Here is a 16,431-nt window from a genome sequence, read left to right as displayed (position 1 = left end):
TTAACATTATATGTGAGATTTAAAGTGGCTAACAAAAGATTAATTTTGTTAGCCACTATTGATTATGATCAATTTAATTGGAAAACTTCATAAAGTATCTGAATCTGTTCATGAAAAACGGCGTTTATAGAGTGAGTTGTGAACATCTTTTGCTGCTTTTACCATATCTTCATAAGGTGTATCCGTAATAGAAACAAAACCTACGTTATAGTTTTCGCCATCGTATGAACGGCCTGTAATCGGTGAATCTATATATTGAAACCAATGTGCACCAACAAAGTATGGATTATCAATAACAGAGTTCATATAAGCTTGGTACATTTCTCCCCTTTCTTTTTGGTTATCTGCAGTAACTAATCCTGGATGAAACAGACCAGTATCTTTTGCGCCTATATGAAACTCACCAATAATGCTTGGCATATCAATGTCAGATAAAAATGCCCAAGCTTCTGGGTGTAGGCCTTCTTTATAATAATTATAACTAATTACATCACAATGCTTCGCTGCAGCACGTACTACATCAGGAGTCATACCCCAATCGGCAAATCGACATCCTAAGTATAAGTGATTTGGCAATCTTCTTTTTAACGAGTCATTAACTATACGGAAATATTCTGTGGCATATGCTTCCAATAGCATCCCATAATCATCTAGTTGTGCTTCATTATGCAGAAGGTTGTTAACGCCACTTGCTAAAGATTCCCAACTTGAAATATTGGTTAACCAAGCCTTATTTAATGCCTCAATTTTTCCATATTTATCTTGAAGCAGTTTAACAAATACTGCTTTTGTAGGGCTATCACATGCATCACGGGTTAATGTATGAATAGCAATACCATGTTGACCAGTAATGGTACCCATACGCCCCCAACTTTTTTCATTATCAATAAATATACCAACACACCAAGGTGATTGATTGATTTCATTTTCTATTTGTTTAGCTGTTGCTTCAGCTCTAACTTTGAATAATGGATCAAAAGGGTCTGGTAATGGAGACCAGAAATCATCGCCACTACTTACTGTTTTGAAATCACCGATAATCCATCCATTTGCGAAAAAAGGGAGTTTTTTGTTTGAATAAAAATCGGGTGCAGTCCAGTTTCCCAAAGAAGAAAAGCCCCAGTTGAGCATGCGATCGATAGTAACATCACGCCATTTTTGCATGAAATTATTACCATATTTACGGTGAAGGTTAGCCGCATAAAAGCTGTATGTTTCACCTTGATCTAAAGCGCCTTCAAATAACTCTCTCATATAGGCATAATGTTGCCCTAAAGGTTCATCGTATTTAGGTAACCATTGAAAACAATCTCTTCTTATTGCACTGAGAACTTTTGCCGTTGATTTAGAATCCATTGAAACTTCAAGTTTTTCAAGTGAATCTTCTGGTGTGAGGTCGTCTGCATTACGTTGTTGAATAGTATTATGGTCATAATCAACACCAGTCATGGTGTATGAGTTTGCTAAACGTATAATATCTAAGCCTGTTGCAAAATATGGATAACCATCAGGATCAATTAATGACCATTTACCATCAATTTTCTCAGTTCTAAAGAAACCTGTAGCTTTATATTGTCCTTTACCTGTAAAACCACTAAAACGTGAACGATTGGGGAGGGATCCTTTAGATAGTTCTTTTAATTCTTCTTGTGTTTTATGCGCTAATTCTTGGTCTGAATGAATTTTTTCTGGATATTCGAAGTGGGCGTTTTGACCATATTGGTCAATAATATTCGTTAAATACTTAGCGTTACATTTAGGGCTTTCTAAGAGTCGGAAGTGGCTCAGCAGTAAAGTATGGTCAATTAAGCTACCATTGATACTGAATTCTATTCTTTGGATGTTAGTGAGATCTAAATTCATTTCCCCCCACATCCATGTAGCGTAAATACTGTCATGCTTCCAAGGCGCTGGATTGGAACGAAAACCAGAATAATAGTTGGTCTTTCCGTTTAAATATTCTCCTTTTAATTCAATTAGGTATGTATGATTTGACTGTCCTGCAATATTTATACTTCTGCTGTGCATTTGGCCCTTATGATCAAAAATATTAATAAACACCTGACTTGAGCGACGCCCTATGTTGTGAGCATTAAAAGCAAAACAAAAGTTTGCTAATTGACTCCAATCCCAGACTTCATCCATAGTTGGGATGATATCCATACTGGTATACATATGTTCTTTACTTTTTGAGTGAATTTCTACAGCTTTATCTCTCTTTTTCGCTATGACATTTTTAAATTTAAATCCATCTGGAAACGTTTCCATGTTTTTTTCAAAAAGAGGAATGTAATTTTCACCATTTCTTTCAATAAAGTGTGTTTTGTCCAATGCCATTACTACCTCCTTAATATCCCTTATTTATTTTGAATTCACTAAGATATGGTATAACTTGAATGTTTGTAAGCGTTTTACACATTCCCTATATAGTATTACGTCCTTGATTTATGAGATTAGCTTTAGATCACACTCCAAAAACATAAATTATATACCTTTGAATTATAAGTAATTATTTTTAAATCAAGAAAAATATTTGTTTGTTTTTTATTAATTCTATAGAAGGTATTATTTAAATTATCCATTTTCTGTGGAAACGATTACATATATTTGGAGGAGATCACAGAAGTGAGTAAATGAAGGTTGTTATTATTGTGGTTCAGAAATTCTTAATTGAGGACATTGCAATGAAAGTTTTAGTGACTGGGGGATTAGGTTATATCGGTAGTCATACTTGTGTGCAATTGATTGAAAATGGTTATGAACCCGTGATTATTGATAATCAATCAAACAGTAAACAAGAAGTCTTAAATCGCATTGAACTATTAACAGGTTGTAAGCCCTTATTCTTTCATGGGGATATCCGAGATGAAGCATTTTTAGATTCAATATTTTCAAAACATGATATTGATGCGGTAATTCATTTTGCTGGTTTAAAAGCTGTTGGGGAATCAGTAGTGAAGCCCCTTGAATATTATGATAACAATGTGAATGGTTCATTGGTTCTTGCTCGTTGTATGAAAAAAGCAAATGTAAAAACGATAATTTTTAGCTCTTCTGCAACGGTTTATGGTGATCCAGAAACCGTTCCGATTACAGAAGACTTCCCTACTGGGAATACAACAAACCCTTATGGAAGTAGTAAACACATGGTTGAGCAATGTTTGAGCGATCTATTTGTATCGGATGGTACGTGGAGTATTACGTTATTACGATACTTCAACCCAGTAGGAGCTCATAGCAGTGGAATTATGGGAGAAGATCCTCAAGGTATTCCCAATAATTTAATGCCATTTATTGCGCAAGTTGCGGTTGGGCGCAGAGATAAGTTAGCGATCTTTGGTGATGACTACCCAACTCAAGATGGTACTGGTGTTAGGGATTATATACACGTTGTAGATTTGGCTGATGGGCACTTAGCAGCATTAAACTACTTATCAAATAAATCTGGTTTACATATATACAATTTAGGGACAGGTACCGGCAGTAGTGTATTGGATGTTGTTAATGCTTTCTCTGATGCTTGTGGCCATGATATAGGTTATGAAGTTAAACCACGCCGTGCTGGTGACATAGCTGAGTGCTGGGCAAGTACTCAAAAGGCAGAAAAAGAGCTCGGATGGGTAGCAAAGCGAACGATAGCAGAAATGACAGTTGATACATGGCGCTGGCAATCGAGCAATCCAAATGGTTATGAAGACTAATAATTAAAGGTGTAAAAACATGACGTCAAATATTGAATTTAATCCAGTTGATCACCCGCATCGCCGATATAATCCATTAACAGGTCAATGGATATTAGTTTCGCCACATAGAGCAAAGCGGCCGTGGAGTGGTCAGGATGAAGTGCCAGTAATTGATTCGATTAAGCCGTATGAAGAGCGCTGTTTTCTATGCCCTACTAATACACGAATTTCTGGGGATGCTAATCCTGACTATAAAGGAACTTATGTTTTTCAAAATGACTTTGCGGCACTAATGCCTGACTCACCAAATGCACCAGAGTCTAATAACCCTTTGTTTAAAACTCAAGGAGTGCGAGGATTGAGCCGTGTTATCTGCTTTTCTCCTGATCATAGTAAAACATTACCAGAACTTAAAGTAGTACAAATACGAAATGTTATAGATACATGGAATGAACAAATAGAGGAGCTAGGTAAATCTTACTTATGGGTTCAGGCTTTTGAAAATAAAGGTGAGGTTATGGGGTGTTCTCAACCACATCCACATGGCCAAATTTGGGCAAATAGCTTTTTACCCAATGAGATTGAACGTAAAGATAAATACTTACGTGAATATTATGAGCAATATGGATCAAACTTATTGATTGATTATGTCCAAGCCGAGTTAAAAGATGGCTCTAGAACGGTTTTAGAGACCGATTTTTGGATAGCGGTTGTTCCATATTGGGCTGCTTGGCCTTTTGAAACGATGTTATTACCAAAAGTTCCTGCTCAAAGAATGGGTGATCTTACTGATGAGCAGAGGGATGATTTAGCAATAGCGATTAAAAAATTAACCTCTCGTTATGATAATTTATTTCGATGTTCATTCCCATATTCAATGGGGTGGCACTATGCACCATTTTTCGATAATGATTTAGAAAAAGACGATAAGAGTACCGAGCATTGGCTACTTCATGCTTTGTTCTATCCACCATTATTGCGCTCTGCCACAGTGAAAAAATTTATGGTTGGCTATGAAATGCTCGCAGAAAGTCAACGTGATTTGACGGCAGAGCAAGCCGCTGAACGTTTACGTGAAGTAAGTGATAAGCACTATAAAGAAGCATAATGGAATATGAAGTAGAGTGAGTATCCTCAGATATCAAAACTCTTTAATTAATAAATTGTAAAGGTTGCTTTTAAGCTGACCCATAAAATAAAGGTTTAAGTATGACAGAACGTTCAAAACAACTGATTGAAGCTGTATCAAGTGCTTTTGAAAGCGTATTTGGTTATTCCGCTGGAAATATTATCCAAGCTCCTGGACGAGTGAATTTAATTGGTGAACATACAGATTACAACGATGGGTTTGTTCTACCATGCGCAATTGATTATCAAGCGATTGTAGCGGCTAATAATCGAGAGGATACAATTGTTCGAGTCATCGCTGTTGATTATAACAATCAAGTTAATGAATTTGATATTTCTGAACCTTTGGTTTTTGATCAAGATACAATGTGGGTCAATTATATTCGTGGTGTCATAGACTGCTTACAAAAACGAGGTTATACATTTGGGGGGGCAGATATTGCAGTATCGGGTAACGTTCCACAAGGTGCTGGGCTTAGCTCATCTGCAGCTTTAGAAGTTGTGATCGGACAGACATTTAAAGTCCTTTATAATTTAAATATTACTCAACAAGAAATCGCATTGAATGGTCAGCAAGCTGAAAATGAATTTGTTGGTTGTAATTGTGGGATTATGGATCAATTAATTTCTGCGGAAGGTAAACGTAACCATTCGTTGTTGATTGATTGTCGAACATTAAAAACACAAGCTGTATCAATGCCTGAAGACATGGCAATAGTGATCATTAACTCCAATAAGAAACGTGGCTTAGTTGATAGTGAATACAATACTCGCCGCCAGCAATGTGAAGAAGCGGCTGAGTTCTTCGGAGTGAAAGCTCTACGTGATGTAACGATTGAACAGTTTATAGAGCGTCAAGCCGAACTTGATCCAGTTGTTGCAAAGCGCGCAAAGCATGTTATTACGGAAAATACACGTACGCTTGAAGCTGCTGAATCGCTTAAGTCACATGATATGCAACGACTATCTACATTAATGGAGTTATCACACGTATCTATGCGAGATGACTTTGAAATTACTTGTCCAGAAGTGGATACGATTGTTGATATTGTAAAAACGGTTATTAATGATCAAGGTGGTGTTCGAATGACTGGAGGTGGTTTTGGTGGTTGTGTGGTCGCCTTAGTTCCACCATTTCTTGTGGATGCGGTGAAACAAGCTGTTGAATCTCAATATGAAAAATTGACAGGTTTAAAAGAAACTATCTATGTTTGTAAAGCAATGGATGGTGCTAATCAATTGAGATGGTTGTAATGAAACAAAAATCACTTAATTACCCCAAATCAGTTTATTCGTTATATAAAACAATGCAAGAAGGTAAGGCAAAAGATGGAGCGGTCAGTAACCTTGTTACTTTAACAAATAATAAGGGAATGACAGCAACCTTCATGGATATTGGTGCCACTTGGCTCAGCTGTACAGTACCGTTAGAAGACAGCAATAGGGAAGTTCTATTAGGTATTGATACTTTAGATAAATTCTATCAACAAAAATGTTATTTAGGAGCCACTGTTGGAAGGTTTGCTAATAGAATCAATAATGGCAAATTTTCAATAGATGGCGTTGAGTATCATGTAAATAAAAACCATGAACGATATTGTCTACATGGAGGGGTAGAAGGATTTGATCAACGTAGGTGGTCTGTTGAATTTCAAAGTGCCACTCAAGTAATTTATTCGTTAATTTCTCCTGACGGGGACCAAGGTTTTCCTGGAGAGCTTGACGTATCTGTAAGTTATAGGCTAACGGAACAAAATGAAGTCGAAATTGCTTACCGTGCATTTACAACGAAAACTACACCAGTTAATTTAACGAATCATGCCTACTTTAACCTAGATGGGCACAATGAGAAAATGGATTGTCGCCAGCATGAATTATTGATTCTTGCTGAAAAGTTTCTTCCAACTGATGAGTATGGAATACCATTAAATTATATTGATACTGTTGAGAATAAAGGCTTAGACTTTCGAAGCTGTAAACAAATAGGGCAAGACTTTTTAACTGATCCAGAACAAAGAATAGTCGGTGGTTATGACCATTCATACTTGCTTGATTTTTGTAATAATATAAACCCTAATGTAGTCGCCAAAGCAGCTTCATCGGATTATTCTATTGTGATGAAGGTTAAAACAACCCAACCAGCTTTACAGTTTTACTCGGGAAACTTCTTAAATAATTGCCCAGGACGAAAAGAAACGGTGTATGAAAATTATTCGGGATTTGCCCTAGAGACCCAGTGTTTACCAGATTCACCTAATCACCCTGAGTGGTTAACAAGTAATACACTTCTACAGCCGGGTCAGCCATATAGACATAAAACAATTTATCAGTTTATTTATTAACTCAGTTATTCTCGAGCGCTGACGCTCGAGAATAACTTAATATTTTCTTATTTATCTTCTACCATTTTATCCCAACGTTGCATTATCTTCATATAATCTTGCTTTGGGTTAAGCATGAAAGAAGTAATATCATTTGGCATATCAGCACCTAACTCTACAGAAAGTGTTCCTACTGGAAAAGTGACAAAATTTCCAGCATCACGAGCATCTTCATAAGGTTTTGCTAATGGAGGTATACCAGATGTGCCATTTTTCAAGGTAGAAATAGAAGTATCGGCTTTCACATATAAGCTTAGGTTTTTATCATGCATCCAATAATCGATCCATTTTTTTGCTGCTTCTTTGTGTTTTGCATCTTTTGGAATTGCCCAGCCAGGACCATTATAATCTAATGAAATAGCCTTAGTGCCATTGATGCTAGGGAATGGGTGCAAGCTAAAATTTTCGGGCAATTGATCTTTTTGGAATGGGCCAATATTCCACAAGCCTTGAGGAAGCATTGCTACTTTGCCTGATTGAAAGGAGGTTAATGCAACTGACCAAGGATCCGTTCCTGCACTGATTTTAGGATCGAAACATTTGGCATCGATCATTTTTCGGAATGCTTCAAAAGCATTCTTCAATGATTGGGTTTCAGAAAACTTTTTCTTCCCACTCATTAAATCATTAATCAGAGTATGGTCAGGTTTATCGTTGTTTGCTAAGCCCATTGCCAAGAAATAAATAAAAGGAGTCCATCCACCATTATTAGCAGCTAACAACATAGGTTGAACACCATGAGAATCCAACTTTGTACACGCTTGAGTTAACTCTTCTATAGTTTGTGGATATTGTGAAATACCAGCTTCTTTAAATAATGTATTATTGACAAAAACACCCATACCAGAAATTTGTAGCATAGCGTAATAAGTTTTATCATCGATACCAAGATATGGGATAAGCTCAGGTTTTATTCTATTGAGAAATGGTTGATCATTAAGTGGTATTAACTGGCCATTCCCTCCCCAATGCTGAATAAATTCGCGGTCAACCATGACGACATCTGGTGGGTTTCTTGCTTGGAACCGAGCAGGGATACTCGTAACCATATCGTTGCGGGCCATGTAGTTAAGTTTAATTTTAATGTCAGGATTAGCTTTTTCAAACCGTTCAATAATTGTTGGGAAGTTAGCCACTTCAGCACCAGCTCCTTTCCAACTTGAAACTTCAAGAGTGGTTATATCAGCATAAGTAGGGCTACTGAAAGATAAAGCTAGTCCACAATAGAGCGATAGTTTTTTGAGTTTCATCTATACACATCCTTTTGTTGTATTAATTCACTTGGCATCAATATTTGAATAAGCACGAAAAAGTGTTTAACACCACTGAAGAAAAACAAGTATGTGCGGTTTAAAAAAATTGATTCTAAGTTGTGAGATATGGTTGTAGAGAAACTTGCCCAACTACACGCAAAGCGATAGGCAAGTAGGTAATAAAAAGCGAACTCTCAAGCCCGCTTTTTATTTGGGTTTAAACTAATTATTCTTACGCGCTTGATTTAGACGATCTTTCGCTGCTAGAGCATCCCAGCGCTGTAGAATTTTGTTGTAATCTTGATTTGGATTTAACATAAATGAAGTGATGTCATTTGGCATTTCTGCACCTAAATCAACACCAACGGTACCAACAGGGAAGGTTACTTTGTGTCCCGCATTTCGAGCATCAAGGTATGGTTTGGCAAGAGAAGGCACACCATTGGTTCCATTTTTTAGAGTTGTAATTGATGTGTCTGCTTTTACATAAGTTGATAAGTTGGCATCTTGCATCCAAAAATCTACCCACTTTTTAGCGGCATCTTTATGCTTTGAATCTTTTGGAATAGCCCAGCCGGTTCCGGTATAGTCCATTACAATTGCTTTTTGGCCATTAATACTAGGGAATGGATGCAAGCTAAAGTTTTCTGGTAATCCATCTTTTTGGAATGGAGCTATATTCCATAACCCTTGTGGTAACATTGCAACTCGCCCAGATTGGAAAGTCGTAAGTGCGACAGACCAAGGGTCAGTACCTGCACTGATCTTAGGTTGAATACATTCCGCTTCTACAATCTTTTTCATCCCTTCAAAGGCCTGCTTGAAAGAAGCGTTATCCGCAAATTTTTCTTCACCAGAGACTAAACGATTAATCATTTCTGGATCCGGTGTATCAGAGTTCGCTAATCCCATAGCTAAGAAATAAACATATGGAGTCCAACTACCATTGTTGGCAGCCAATAACATTGGTTTAATTCCATTTTGTTTTAATTGACCACAAACCTTAGTTAACTCATCAATTGTTTGAGGGTATTGAGTTATGCCCGCTTTTTTAAACAAATCGTCATTGACATAAACGCCCATACCGGAAACTTGCATCATGGCATAATATGCAGAGTCACCTAAACCAAGATAGGGTTTTAAGCTTGGTTCTATGCGATTAATAAAGGGTTGGTCATTAAGTTTCATAAGTTGACCATTCCCCCCCCAATGCTGGATAAATTCACGATCGACCATTACAACATCCGGTGGATTTCCTGCTTGAAAACGAGCGGGAATACTTGTGATCATATCGTTACGAGCCATGTAATTAAGCTTTACTTTTATGTCAGGATTTTCTTTTTCAAATTTAGCAATAATATCCGGAAATCCAGCGACTTCTGTTCCTGCGCCTTTCCAACTGGATACTTCTAGAGTTGTGGCAGCTGAAGTAAGAGTGCTTGTTCCTAGCGTTAGCGCTAACCCGCAACACAAAGAGAGAGTTTTTAAATTCATATCTTTTTTGTCCTATTGTTATATGCAAATCACTTTGCTGTTATCTTCATTAATTTATTTAACTGCCCCTGCAGTCATGCCATTTACGATCTGTTTAGAGAGAGCAAAGAATACGATAAGCAACGGTAAAGAGGCTAAAACTGCTGCTGGGAATAGCTGTGTAGGGTCAACAGAATAGGTCCCTAAGAAACGTAATACCGCTGGCATAATGGTTAATTTGCTTTCGGAAGTAATAAATAACAGTGGGTTTACAACATCATTCCAAACACCAAGAGTGACAAAAATCGCTAGGGTGCCGGTAATTGGTTTCAACATTGGAAAAATTATGTACCAATAAGTCTTTAAGAATGTTGCTCCATCTAAAGTTGCGGCTTCTTCTAATTCTTTAGGGATAGCTTTCATAAAGCTAGTGTAAAAGAATACACCTAATGGTAAATGACCCACAGTATAGACGATAACTAAGCCTATATAGGTATCTAATAAGCCAAGGTCGCGCATAAATAAATATAACGGAGTTAGAGCAGCAAAGGGTGGTATCACCATACCTAACATAAAGAAAATATACGCAGTATTAGTTAATTTACCTTTAATCCTAGCTAATGGATAAGCAGCTAAAGATGAAAGAATAGCTACTGCAATAATTGTCGTAACGGTAATTCCAATCGTATTCATTACTGTTCCAAAATAGTTCATGTCTGATATGACATTTACATAATTAGAAAAATGTAATTCTGTTGGTAAGCCTAAAGGCTCTAACATTATTTCTTTACGGCTACGGAAAGACATAAAGATCATATAGACAACTGGCGATAGAATAACTGTAGTAATGAGGCACATAAGCCCAATTAACGAACCTTGCTTAATATTACGCGGCGTTAATAATTTCTTTTTGTGAGTTCTTTCCACAGTAGTGCCCACCATATTTTGAGTATCAGTTGAGGTAATGTTGTTCATTATATTTTATCCTCTCTTGAGCGTAAGTAGCTGTTTTGCAATATAGTAATAAGTGCAACAAATACAATCATTACAACGGAAAGTGCAGCAGCCATACCATATTTAAACTCTTGGAAGATAAGCATAAAAATACGTAAGCCTAATGTCATGGTTGAATAATCTGGCCCCCCACCAGTCATAATAAATGGGTATTCAAATGACTTTAATGTACCAATAGTTGCTAAGGTAATATTTACTGTAATTGCAGGGGCAAGTAGAGGAATATCAATATAAAAGAATGATTTGATTGGAGATACCCCATCAACTCGAGCCGCATCTTTTACTTCGGAAGAAATGCCAGCGTATCCTGCAAGGAATATTGCTGTTGAGTAACCAACAAACATCCATACGTGTACAGCTGCAACAGAAAAAATGGCTATTTGTGAATCACCTAACCAAACTTGTTGGAAGTTACCAAGACCAATAGAAGCGAGTAATTCGTTTAATCCCCCACCTAAAGGTGAGTATAAGTACTGCCAAATGTAACCAGCAATCACAAGAGAGAGCATTGATGGTACAAGAAGGGCCGTTCTTAACATATTTCGAACTTTAGGTATATTATAGAGAATAGAGGCAAAGATCAGACCTAAACCATTTTGAAAAATAACCACAGTGATGCCATAAACTAAAGTATTTTTAAGTACTTGTAGATATCTATGATCTTGAAATATAGCTTGATAATTTTCCAAACCAATCCACTTAGCCTCACCTATACCCGCATATTGTGTCATGGATAGGGAAACACCTTGCATAACTGGGTATATTGTAAATGTTAAATATAAAAATAATGCTGGTATTAAAAAATATAGTCGTTTGTCTATTCTCACAATCTCATCCTCTTTATTTTTTGCTTGATAAATGGATATAAGAAAATGAACTCTTACAAAACCTATCAAACTTTGAATTTAGACTAGCAGTTGTTTGGGTTAGTAAATGTGACAAAACTCAAACTAGTAAAACGTTTACACAGTTTGTCTTTATTCATTTCTTGTTTATATGCGGCAAATCACAAATAGGATATAAATAGTGTTAATAGGTTAACCAATAGCCTTGTGTTTTTGTTTTTTGGTTGTTAGTTTTATCTGGAATTGAATTTTAAAGGCTTGTAGTTATGGCAGACATAAAGTTATCAAATGTAAAAAAACGCTTTGGTAAAGTACAAACAATCCATGGTGTTGATTTAGAAATAAACCATGGTGAGTTTGTGGTATTCGTTGGCCCATCAGGCTGTGGTAAATCGACATTATTGCGCTTAATTGCGGGATTAGAAACGATATCTGATGGTGATGTATATATTGGCGACACTTTAGTTAATGATGTTGAGCCTGCAGAGAGGGGAATATCAATGGTATTCCAATCTTATGCGTTATATCCACATATGACGGTTGAGCAAAATATGGGTTTTGGCTTGAAAATGAATGGTGTAGCTAAAGATAAAGTTAAATCTCAAGTTGAGATTGCTGCAAGAACATTGCAGCTAGAAGAATTGTTAAAACGTAGACCTAAAGAGTTATCTGGTGGTCAACGTCAACGTGTTGCAATTGGACGAGCGATTGTTCGTAACCCTAAAGCATTTTTATTTGATGAGCCACTATCAAACCTAGATGCAGAGTTAAGAGTTGAAATGCGTTTACAAATTGCTCGCTTACACCAAGAATTAGATACGACAATGATTTATGTTACGCATGATCAGGTAGAAGCTATGACGTTAGCTGATAAGATTGTTGTATTGAAAGATGGAAGGATTGAGCAGGTCGGTTCGCCTTTAGATCTTTATAAAAAACCAACCAACATGTTTGTGGCCGGCTTTATTGGTTCACCAAAAATGAATTTTATTGACGTAAATGTCCAACGAGTAACGGTTGACAGTTTGGTTGTTAAGTTACCAGATGATCAGGTTATTGATATGCCTTTCGCTGGTTTAGGTGATGAGCTTGCTGGTCAAACTTTGAAGTTAGGTATTCGTCCTGAGCACTTAAATATGAAAGAAAAAGGAGAAGTTTGCATTAAATTTACTTCTGAGGTGGTTGAGCGATTAGGTAATAGTACTTATTTATTTGGTCAATATGTATACCAAGAAGGTTTCGTAGTACATCTTCCAAGTGATAAAGAAGTGAATGCATATGAAACTATTCCACTTTGGTTTGAACTTAGGAAGTGCCATATCTTTAATCAAGATGGGCAATGTATTAGCAACTAATTGAAAAATCAACGATTATAGGTCGCATGTCTTTGCGACCTTATTATCTACTTCCCTTTCATAATTCTATTTAATTATTATTTTGAAATAATATCAATGTTAAGCCTAGTCTTTTTTTGAATCATAATAATATCCTAATAAAGGAGAAAGTTTGATGTTGCTCACGAAAAATTGGTATGGTAATTATGTAAAATATATTAAACCAATTTTATTTAGTCCACCATTGGTGTGATGTGATTTATTAGTTAATGGAAGCTATATATGAAATGTTATCAAATGTACGTTGATGGTCAGTGGATCAATGCAAAGAATGGCAAATTAGATCAAGTTCTTAATCCTTCGACAGAAGAAATCATCGCTCAAATACAAGATGGTGATGCTGATGATGCAGAATTTGTGTTATCTGTGGCTAAAACTGCTCAACAAGGTTGGAAACGAAAGCCCGCTCGTGAAAGGTCGGAATTAATGAGAAAGTTTGCTCAAGAAATTCGTAATCAACGTGAGTTTCTAGCGGATCTTTTAGTTAAAGAACAAGGTAAATTGTTAAAAGTAGCTCTAGGTGAAGTTGATGTTGCCGCTTCTTTTATTGATTATGCTTGTGACTGGGCTCGTCAAATGGACGGTGATATTGTTCAATCTGATAATGAAAATGAACACATCTGGATTCAGAAAATCCCACGCGGTGTCGTTGTGGCTATCACTGCTTGGAATTTCCCCTTAGCTCTTGCGGGCCGAAAAATTGGCCCAGCATTAGTCGCTGGTAATACGATTGTTGTTAAGCCAACATCTGAGACACCATTAGCCACATTAGAGTTGGGCTATATCGCAGAAAAAGTTGGCATTCCTGCTGGTGTTCTTAATATTGTGACAGGTGGTGGGGCAAGCCTTGGTGGTGCGTTAACTTCCAATCCTATGACTAATATGGTGACAATGACAGGTAGTACACCTGTTGGTCAGCAAATTATTAAAGCATCTTCTAATAATATGGCTCATGTGCAATTGGAGTTAGGTGGAAAAGCCCCTTTCATTGTGATGGATGATGCTGACTTAGAACAAGCCGCTGCTGCAGCATTACATTCTCGCTTTGATAACTGTGGTCAAGTTTGTACATGTAATGAACGTATGTATGTTCATTCCGCCGTTTATGAAGATTTCATGTCGATTTTTATGGAAAAAGTAAAAGGCATTAAGGTGGGAAATCCCATGAATTCGGATTCTGATATGGGGCCAAAAGTTAACGCACGAGAACTTGAGCATATGGAGCAACTTGTTGCTCAAGCAATTGAAGAAGGTGCTACTTTAGCTTATGGCGGTAAGCGTTTAACTGGTGGTGAGTTTTCGCAAGGCTATTGGTTTGAGCCAACCGTGCTTACCAATGTTAAACAAGAGATGACGATTGTACATGAAGAGGCTTTTGGACCTATTCTGCCTGTGATCAAGTTTGATACTTTTGAAGAAGCTATTGGATACGCTAATGATAGTGACTATGGATTAGCGACTATGATTTGTACTCAAAATATTAAAAATATCCATCGTTTAACTCATGAACTTGAATGTGGTGAAATTTATGTTAACCGTGGCCATGGCGAACAACATCAAGGCTTCCATAATGGTTATAAATTGAGTGGTACTGGTGGTGAGGATGGTAAGTACGGTTTTGAGCAATACTTAGAGAAGAAAACCTTCTATGTGAATTTCGGTTAATTTATTTGTATTTATTCACGCTATTTTAAACAAAAATCTCAAACTTAAAACTGGCCCTCAATAGTTGGACAACCAACATTGGGGGTTATTTATGTCTAAATACATCAGAGAATTGAAACACAGCATTGTACAATGTTGTGTGACAGCAAACCTTCAGGAATCCTTGTCAAAGAGTTCTCTATTTCTATCTGCTAAATTAGTTATTTGGCCACAGTTAACATTGTAAACATCCCCTAAAATAGGTGCATTTCCATTTAGAGTTCTCGCGTTTAAACTGACTTAAACGGAGAACCATTATGAAAAAGTCACGTTATACAGAATCACAAATCGTTAAGACCTTAAAAGAAGTGGAAGCAGGTCGGAAAGTATCGGATGTTTGCCGTGAATACGGTATTGCTGACGCCACTTATTATATAATTGGAAATCGAAATACGGTGGCATGGAAAGCTCAGATATCAAGCGGCTAAAAGAGCTTGAGGAAGAGAACTGTAGATTAAAACAGATGTATGCCGGTTTGAGTTTAGACCATTCTATTCTCAAAGATGTGATTGAAAAAAGCTGTAAAACCATCGGTTCGCCGTGAGCTCGTTGATTATGTGCGAAAAGCACATAATGTTAGCTTACGCAGAGCTTGCCGAGTTGTTGGCATTAGCGACTCAGTTTATCGGTATCAATCAAATCCTCATCGAGATGATGGACTCATTTGTGCTCTTCAAAAGGCTGTTGAACGTTATCCTGCTTATGGTTTTAGTAAGCTATTTAAAACGCTGAGACGTTGGCAATATAAATGGAATCATAAACGTGTGCATCGCGTGTATCGTTTATTAAATTTAAATATGCGCCGTTGATGTAAGAAACGATTACCAAACAGAAACCCTGAACCACTTTGCGTACCAGAAAAAGCTAATGTGTGCTGGTCTATGGATTTTATGAGTGATTCATTAATGTGCGGTCGACGTTTTCGTACTTTTAATCTATTGGATGATTTTAATCGTGAAGTACTCGCAATAGAGAGCGATTTGAGCTTACCTACAGCTCGCGTACTTCGAGTGCTTGATCGCGTTATTGCGTGACGGGGTTATCCAGAAAAGATAAGAATGGATAACGGACCTGAATTTATTTCAGTCCAATTAGCTGATTGGGCTGAGCTCAGCGGTGTTGAGCTCGAGTTTATTAAACCAGGGAAACCAACATAGAACTCATATACAGAACGCTTTAACAGAACATACCGTGATGCCATTTTGAATATGTATGTCTTTAAAACATTAAATGAAGTTCGTGAATTAACAGAAAATTGGTTAAACGAATATAACCATGAACGGCCACGTGACTCATTGGATGATTTAACCCCGTGGGAATACTTGGTCAAATCACAACAACGAGAAAACTCTAATTTTGAGTGTCACTAAAAAAGGGATGTTTACACGTTCACTCAAAAAAATAAATAAGATTAAGTGTTCATAAAACTTGATTACAAATTTTTTATACTAACTAAAATTTTTAAAAAAATCAGTTTCTATATTTTCAATAAATTACTTTAACTTGATCACAAAAATATTTCATTTATTTACTCATAATGTAAACGTTTACCTTTC

General features: G+C 36.8%; 11 protein-coding genes and 1 pseudogene. 7 read left to right on the top strand and 5 right to left on the bottom strand.

The annotated features are described in order from the left end of the window. Positions 1 to 108: 108 nt before the first annotated feature. Positions 109 to 2,337 (bottom strand): beta-galactosidase, encoded by a 2,229-nt coding sequence (locus tag QQJ93_RS11910; RefSeq protein WP_107981148.1) that lies wholly within the window; start codon positions 2,335 to 2,337, stop codon positions 109 to 111. Between the two features lie 347 nt (positions 2,338 to 2,684). Between QQJ93_RS11910 and galE the strand changes: the two genes are divergently transcribed. The 4 genes from galE to galM all read left to right on the top strand — a co-directional run bounded on the left by galE (position 2,685) and on the right by galM (position 7,153). Further along, positions 2,685 to 3,701 (top strand): UDP-glucose 4-epimerase GalE, encoded by a 1,017-nt coding sequence (gene galE / locus QQJ93_RS11905; RefSeq protein ID WP_089124504.1) that lies wholly within the window; start codon positions 2,685 to 2,687, stop codon positions 3,699 to 3,701. A gap of 19 nt (positions 3,702 to 3,720) precedes the next feature. Then, on the top strand, positions 3,721 to 4,791 hold the full coding sequence (locus tag QQJ93_RS11900) for a UDP-glucose--hexose-1-phosphate uridylyltransferase (RefSeq protein WP_089123705.1): 1,071 nt from the start codon (positions 3,721 to 3,723) through the stop codon (positions 4,789 to 4,791). Positions 4,792 to 4,892: 101 nt separating this feature from the next. Then, positions 4,893 to 6,065 (top strand): galactokinase, encoded by a 1,173-nt coding sequence (gene galK / locus QQJ93_RS11895; protein ID WP_089123704.1) that lies wholly within the window; start codon positions 4,893 to 4,895, stop codon positions 6,063 to 6,065. Beyond that, entirely contained in the window at positions 6,065 to 7,153 is a 1,089-nt protein-coding gene (gene galM / locus QQJ93_RS11890) for a galactose-1-epimerase (RefSeq protein ID WP_089124503.1), read from the top strand. Before galK ends, galM begins: the two co-directional genes overlap by 1 nt. Positions 7,154 to 7,200: 47 nt before the next feature. On the opposite strand, the gene QQJ93_RS11885 is transcribed toward galM, so the two are convergent. The 4 genes from QQJ93_RS11885 to QQJ93_RS11870 form a co-directional block, all read right to left on the bottom strand. Beyond that, positions 7,201 to 8,442, bottom strand: coding sequence for an ABC transporter substrate-binding protein (locus QQJ93_RS11885; RefSeq protein ID WP_089123703.1), 1,242 nt, complete (start codon positions 8,440 to 8,442; stop codon positions 7,201 to 7,203). A 225-nt stretch (positions 8,443 to 8,667) separates the two neighbouring features. After that, positions 8,668 to 9,939, bottom strand: coding sequence for an ABC transporter substrate-binding protein (locus QQJ93_RS11880; RefSeq protein WP_089123702.1), 1,272 nt, complete (start codon positions 9,937 to 9,939; stop codon positions 8,668 to 8,670). 54 nt (positions 9,940 to 9,993) lie between these two features. After that, the gene (locus QQJ93_RS11875; protein WP_089123701.1) at positions 9,994 to 10,893 is read right to left on the bottom strand and encodes a carbohydrate ABC transporter permease; all 900 of its coding nucleotides are present in this window, start codon (positions 10,891 to 10,893) and stop codon (positions 9,994 to 9,996) included. Next, positions 10,893 to 11,759 (bottom strand): carbohydrate ABC transporter permease, encoded by an 867-nt coding sequence (locus QQJ93_RS11870; protein ID WP_284186095.1) that lies wholly within the window; start codon positions 11,757 to 11,759, stop codon positions 10,893 to 10,895. The genes QQJ93_RS11875 and QQJ93_RS11870 overlap by 1 nt, the downstream gene beginning before the upstream one ends. Positions 11,760 to 12,043: 284 nt before the next feature. Here QQJ93_RS11870 and QQJ93_RS11865 point away from each other — a divergent pair, with 284 nt between their 5' ends. The 3 genes and pseudogenes from QQJ93_RS11865 to QQJ93_RS11855 all read left to right on the top strand — a co-directional run bounded on the left by QQJ93_RS11865 (position 12,044) and on the right by QQJ93_RS11855 (position 16,245). Next, positions 12,044 to 13,132, top strand: a complete 1,089-nt coding sequence (locus tag QQJ93_RS11865) for an ABC transporter ATP-binding protein (protein WP_089123699.1) — start codon at positions 12,044 to 12,046, stop codon at positions 13,130 to 13,132. Positions 13,133 to 13,393: 261 nt separating this feature from the next. After that, positions 13,394 to 14,836, top strand: coding sequence for an aldehyde dehydrogenase (aldA, locus tag QQJ93_RS11860; RefSeq protein WP_089123698.1), 1,443 nt, complete (start codon positions 13,394 to 13,396; stop codon positions 14,834 to 14,836). Between the two features lie 296 nt (positions 14,837 to 15,132). Further along, positions 15,133 to 16,245 (top strand): annotated as a pseudogene (locus tag QQJ93_RS11855) (IS3 family transposase). Positions 16,246 to 16,431 lie beyond the last annotated feature (186 nt).

The sequence above is a fragment of the Vibrio algivorus genome (assembly GCF_030161215.1).
In the GTDB taxonomy this organism is placed as follows: Bacteria; Pseudomonadota; Gammaproteobacteria; order Enterobacterales; family Vibrionaceae; genus Vibrio; species Vibrio algivorus.
This window is presented reverse-complemented; position numbering and strand designations above follow the sequence as displayed.

Excerpts from the sequence above, each read along its gene's own strand:
- galK (WP_089123704.1), top strand. The coding sequence starts at position 4,893 with ATGACAGAACGTTCAAAACAACTGATTGAAGCTGTATCAAGTGCTTTT.
- QQJ93_RS11885 (WP_089123703.1), bottom strand. The coding sequence starts at position 8,442 with ATGAAACTCAAAAAACTATCGCTCTATTGTGGACTAGCTTTATCTTTC.
- galM (WP_089124503.1), top strand. The coding sequence starts at position 6,065 with ATGAAACAAAAATCACTTAATTACCCCAAATCAGTTTATTCGTTATAT.
- QQJ93_RS11865 (WP_089123699.1), top strand. The coding sequence starts at position 12,044 with ATGGCAGACATAAAGTTATCAAATGTAAAAAAACGCTTTGGTAAAGTA.
- QQJ93_RS11880 (WP_089123702.1), bottom strand. The coding sequence starts at position 9,939 with ATGAATTTAAAAACTCTCTCTTTGTGTTGCGGGTTAGCGCTAACGCTA.
- QQJ93_RS11910 (WP_107981148.1), bottom strand. The coding sequence starts at position 2,337 with ATGGCATTGGACAAAACACACTTTATTGAAAGAAATGGTGAAAATTAC.
- galE (WP_089124504.1), top strand. The coding sequence starts at position 2,685 with ATGAAAGTTTTAGTGACTGGGGGATTAGGTTATATCGGTAGTCATACT.
- QQJ93_RS11900 (WP_089123705.1), top strand. The coding sequence starts at position 3,721 with ATGACGTCAAATATTGAATTTAATCCAGTTGATCACCCGCATCGCCGA.
- aldA (WP_089123698.1), top strand. The coding sequence starts at position 13,394 with ATGAAATGTTATCAAATGTACGTTGATGGTCAGTGGATCAATGCAAAG.
- QQJ93_RS11875 (WP_089123701.1), bottom strand. The coding sequence starts at position 10,893 with ATGAACAACATTACCTCAACTGATACTCAAAATATGGTGGGCACTACT.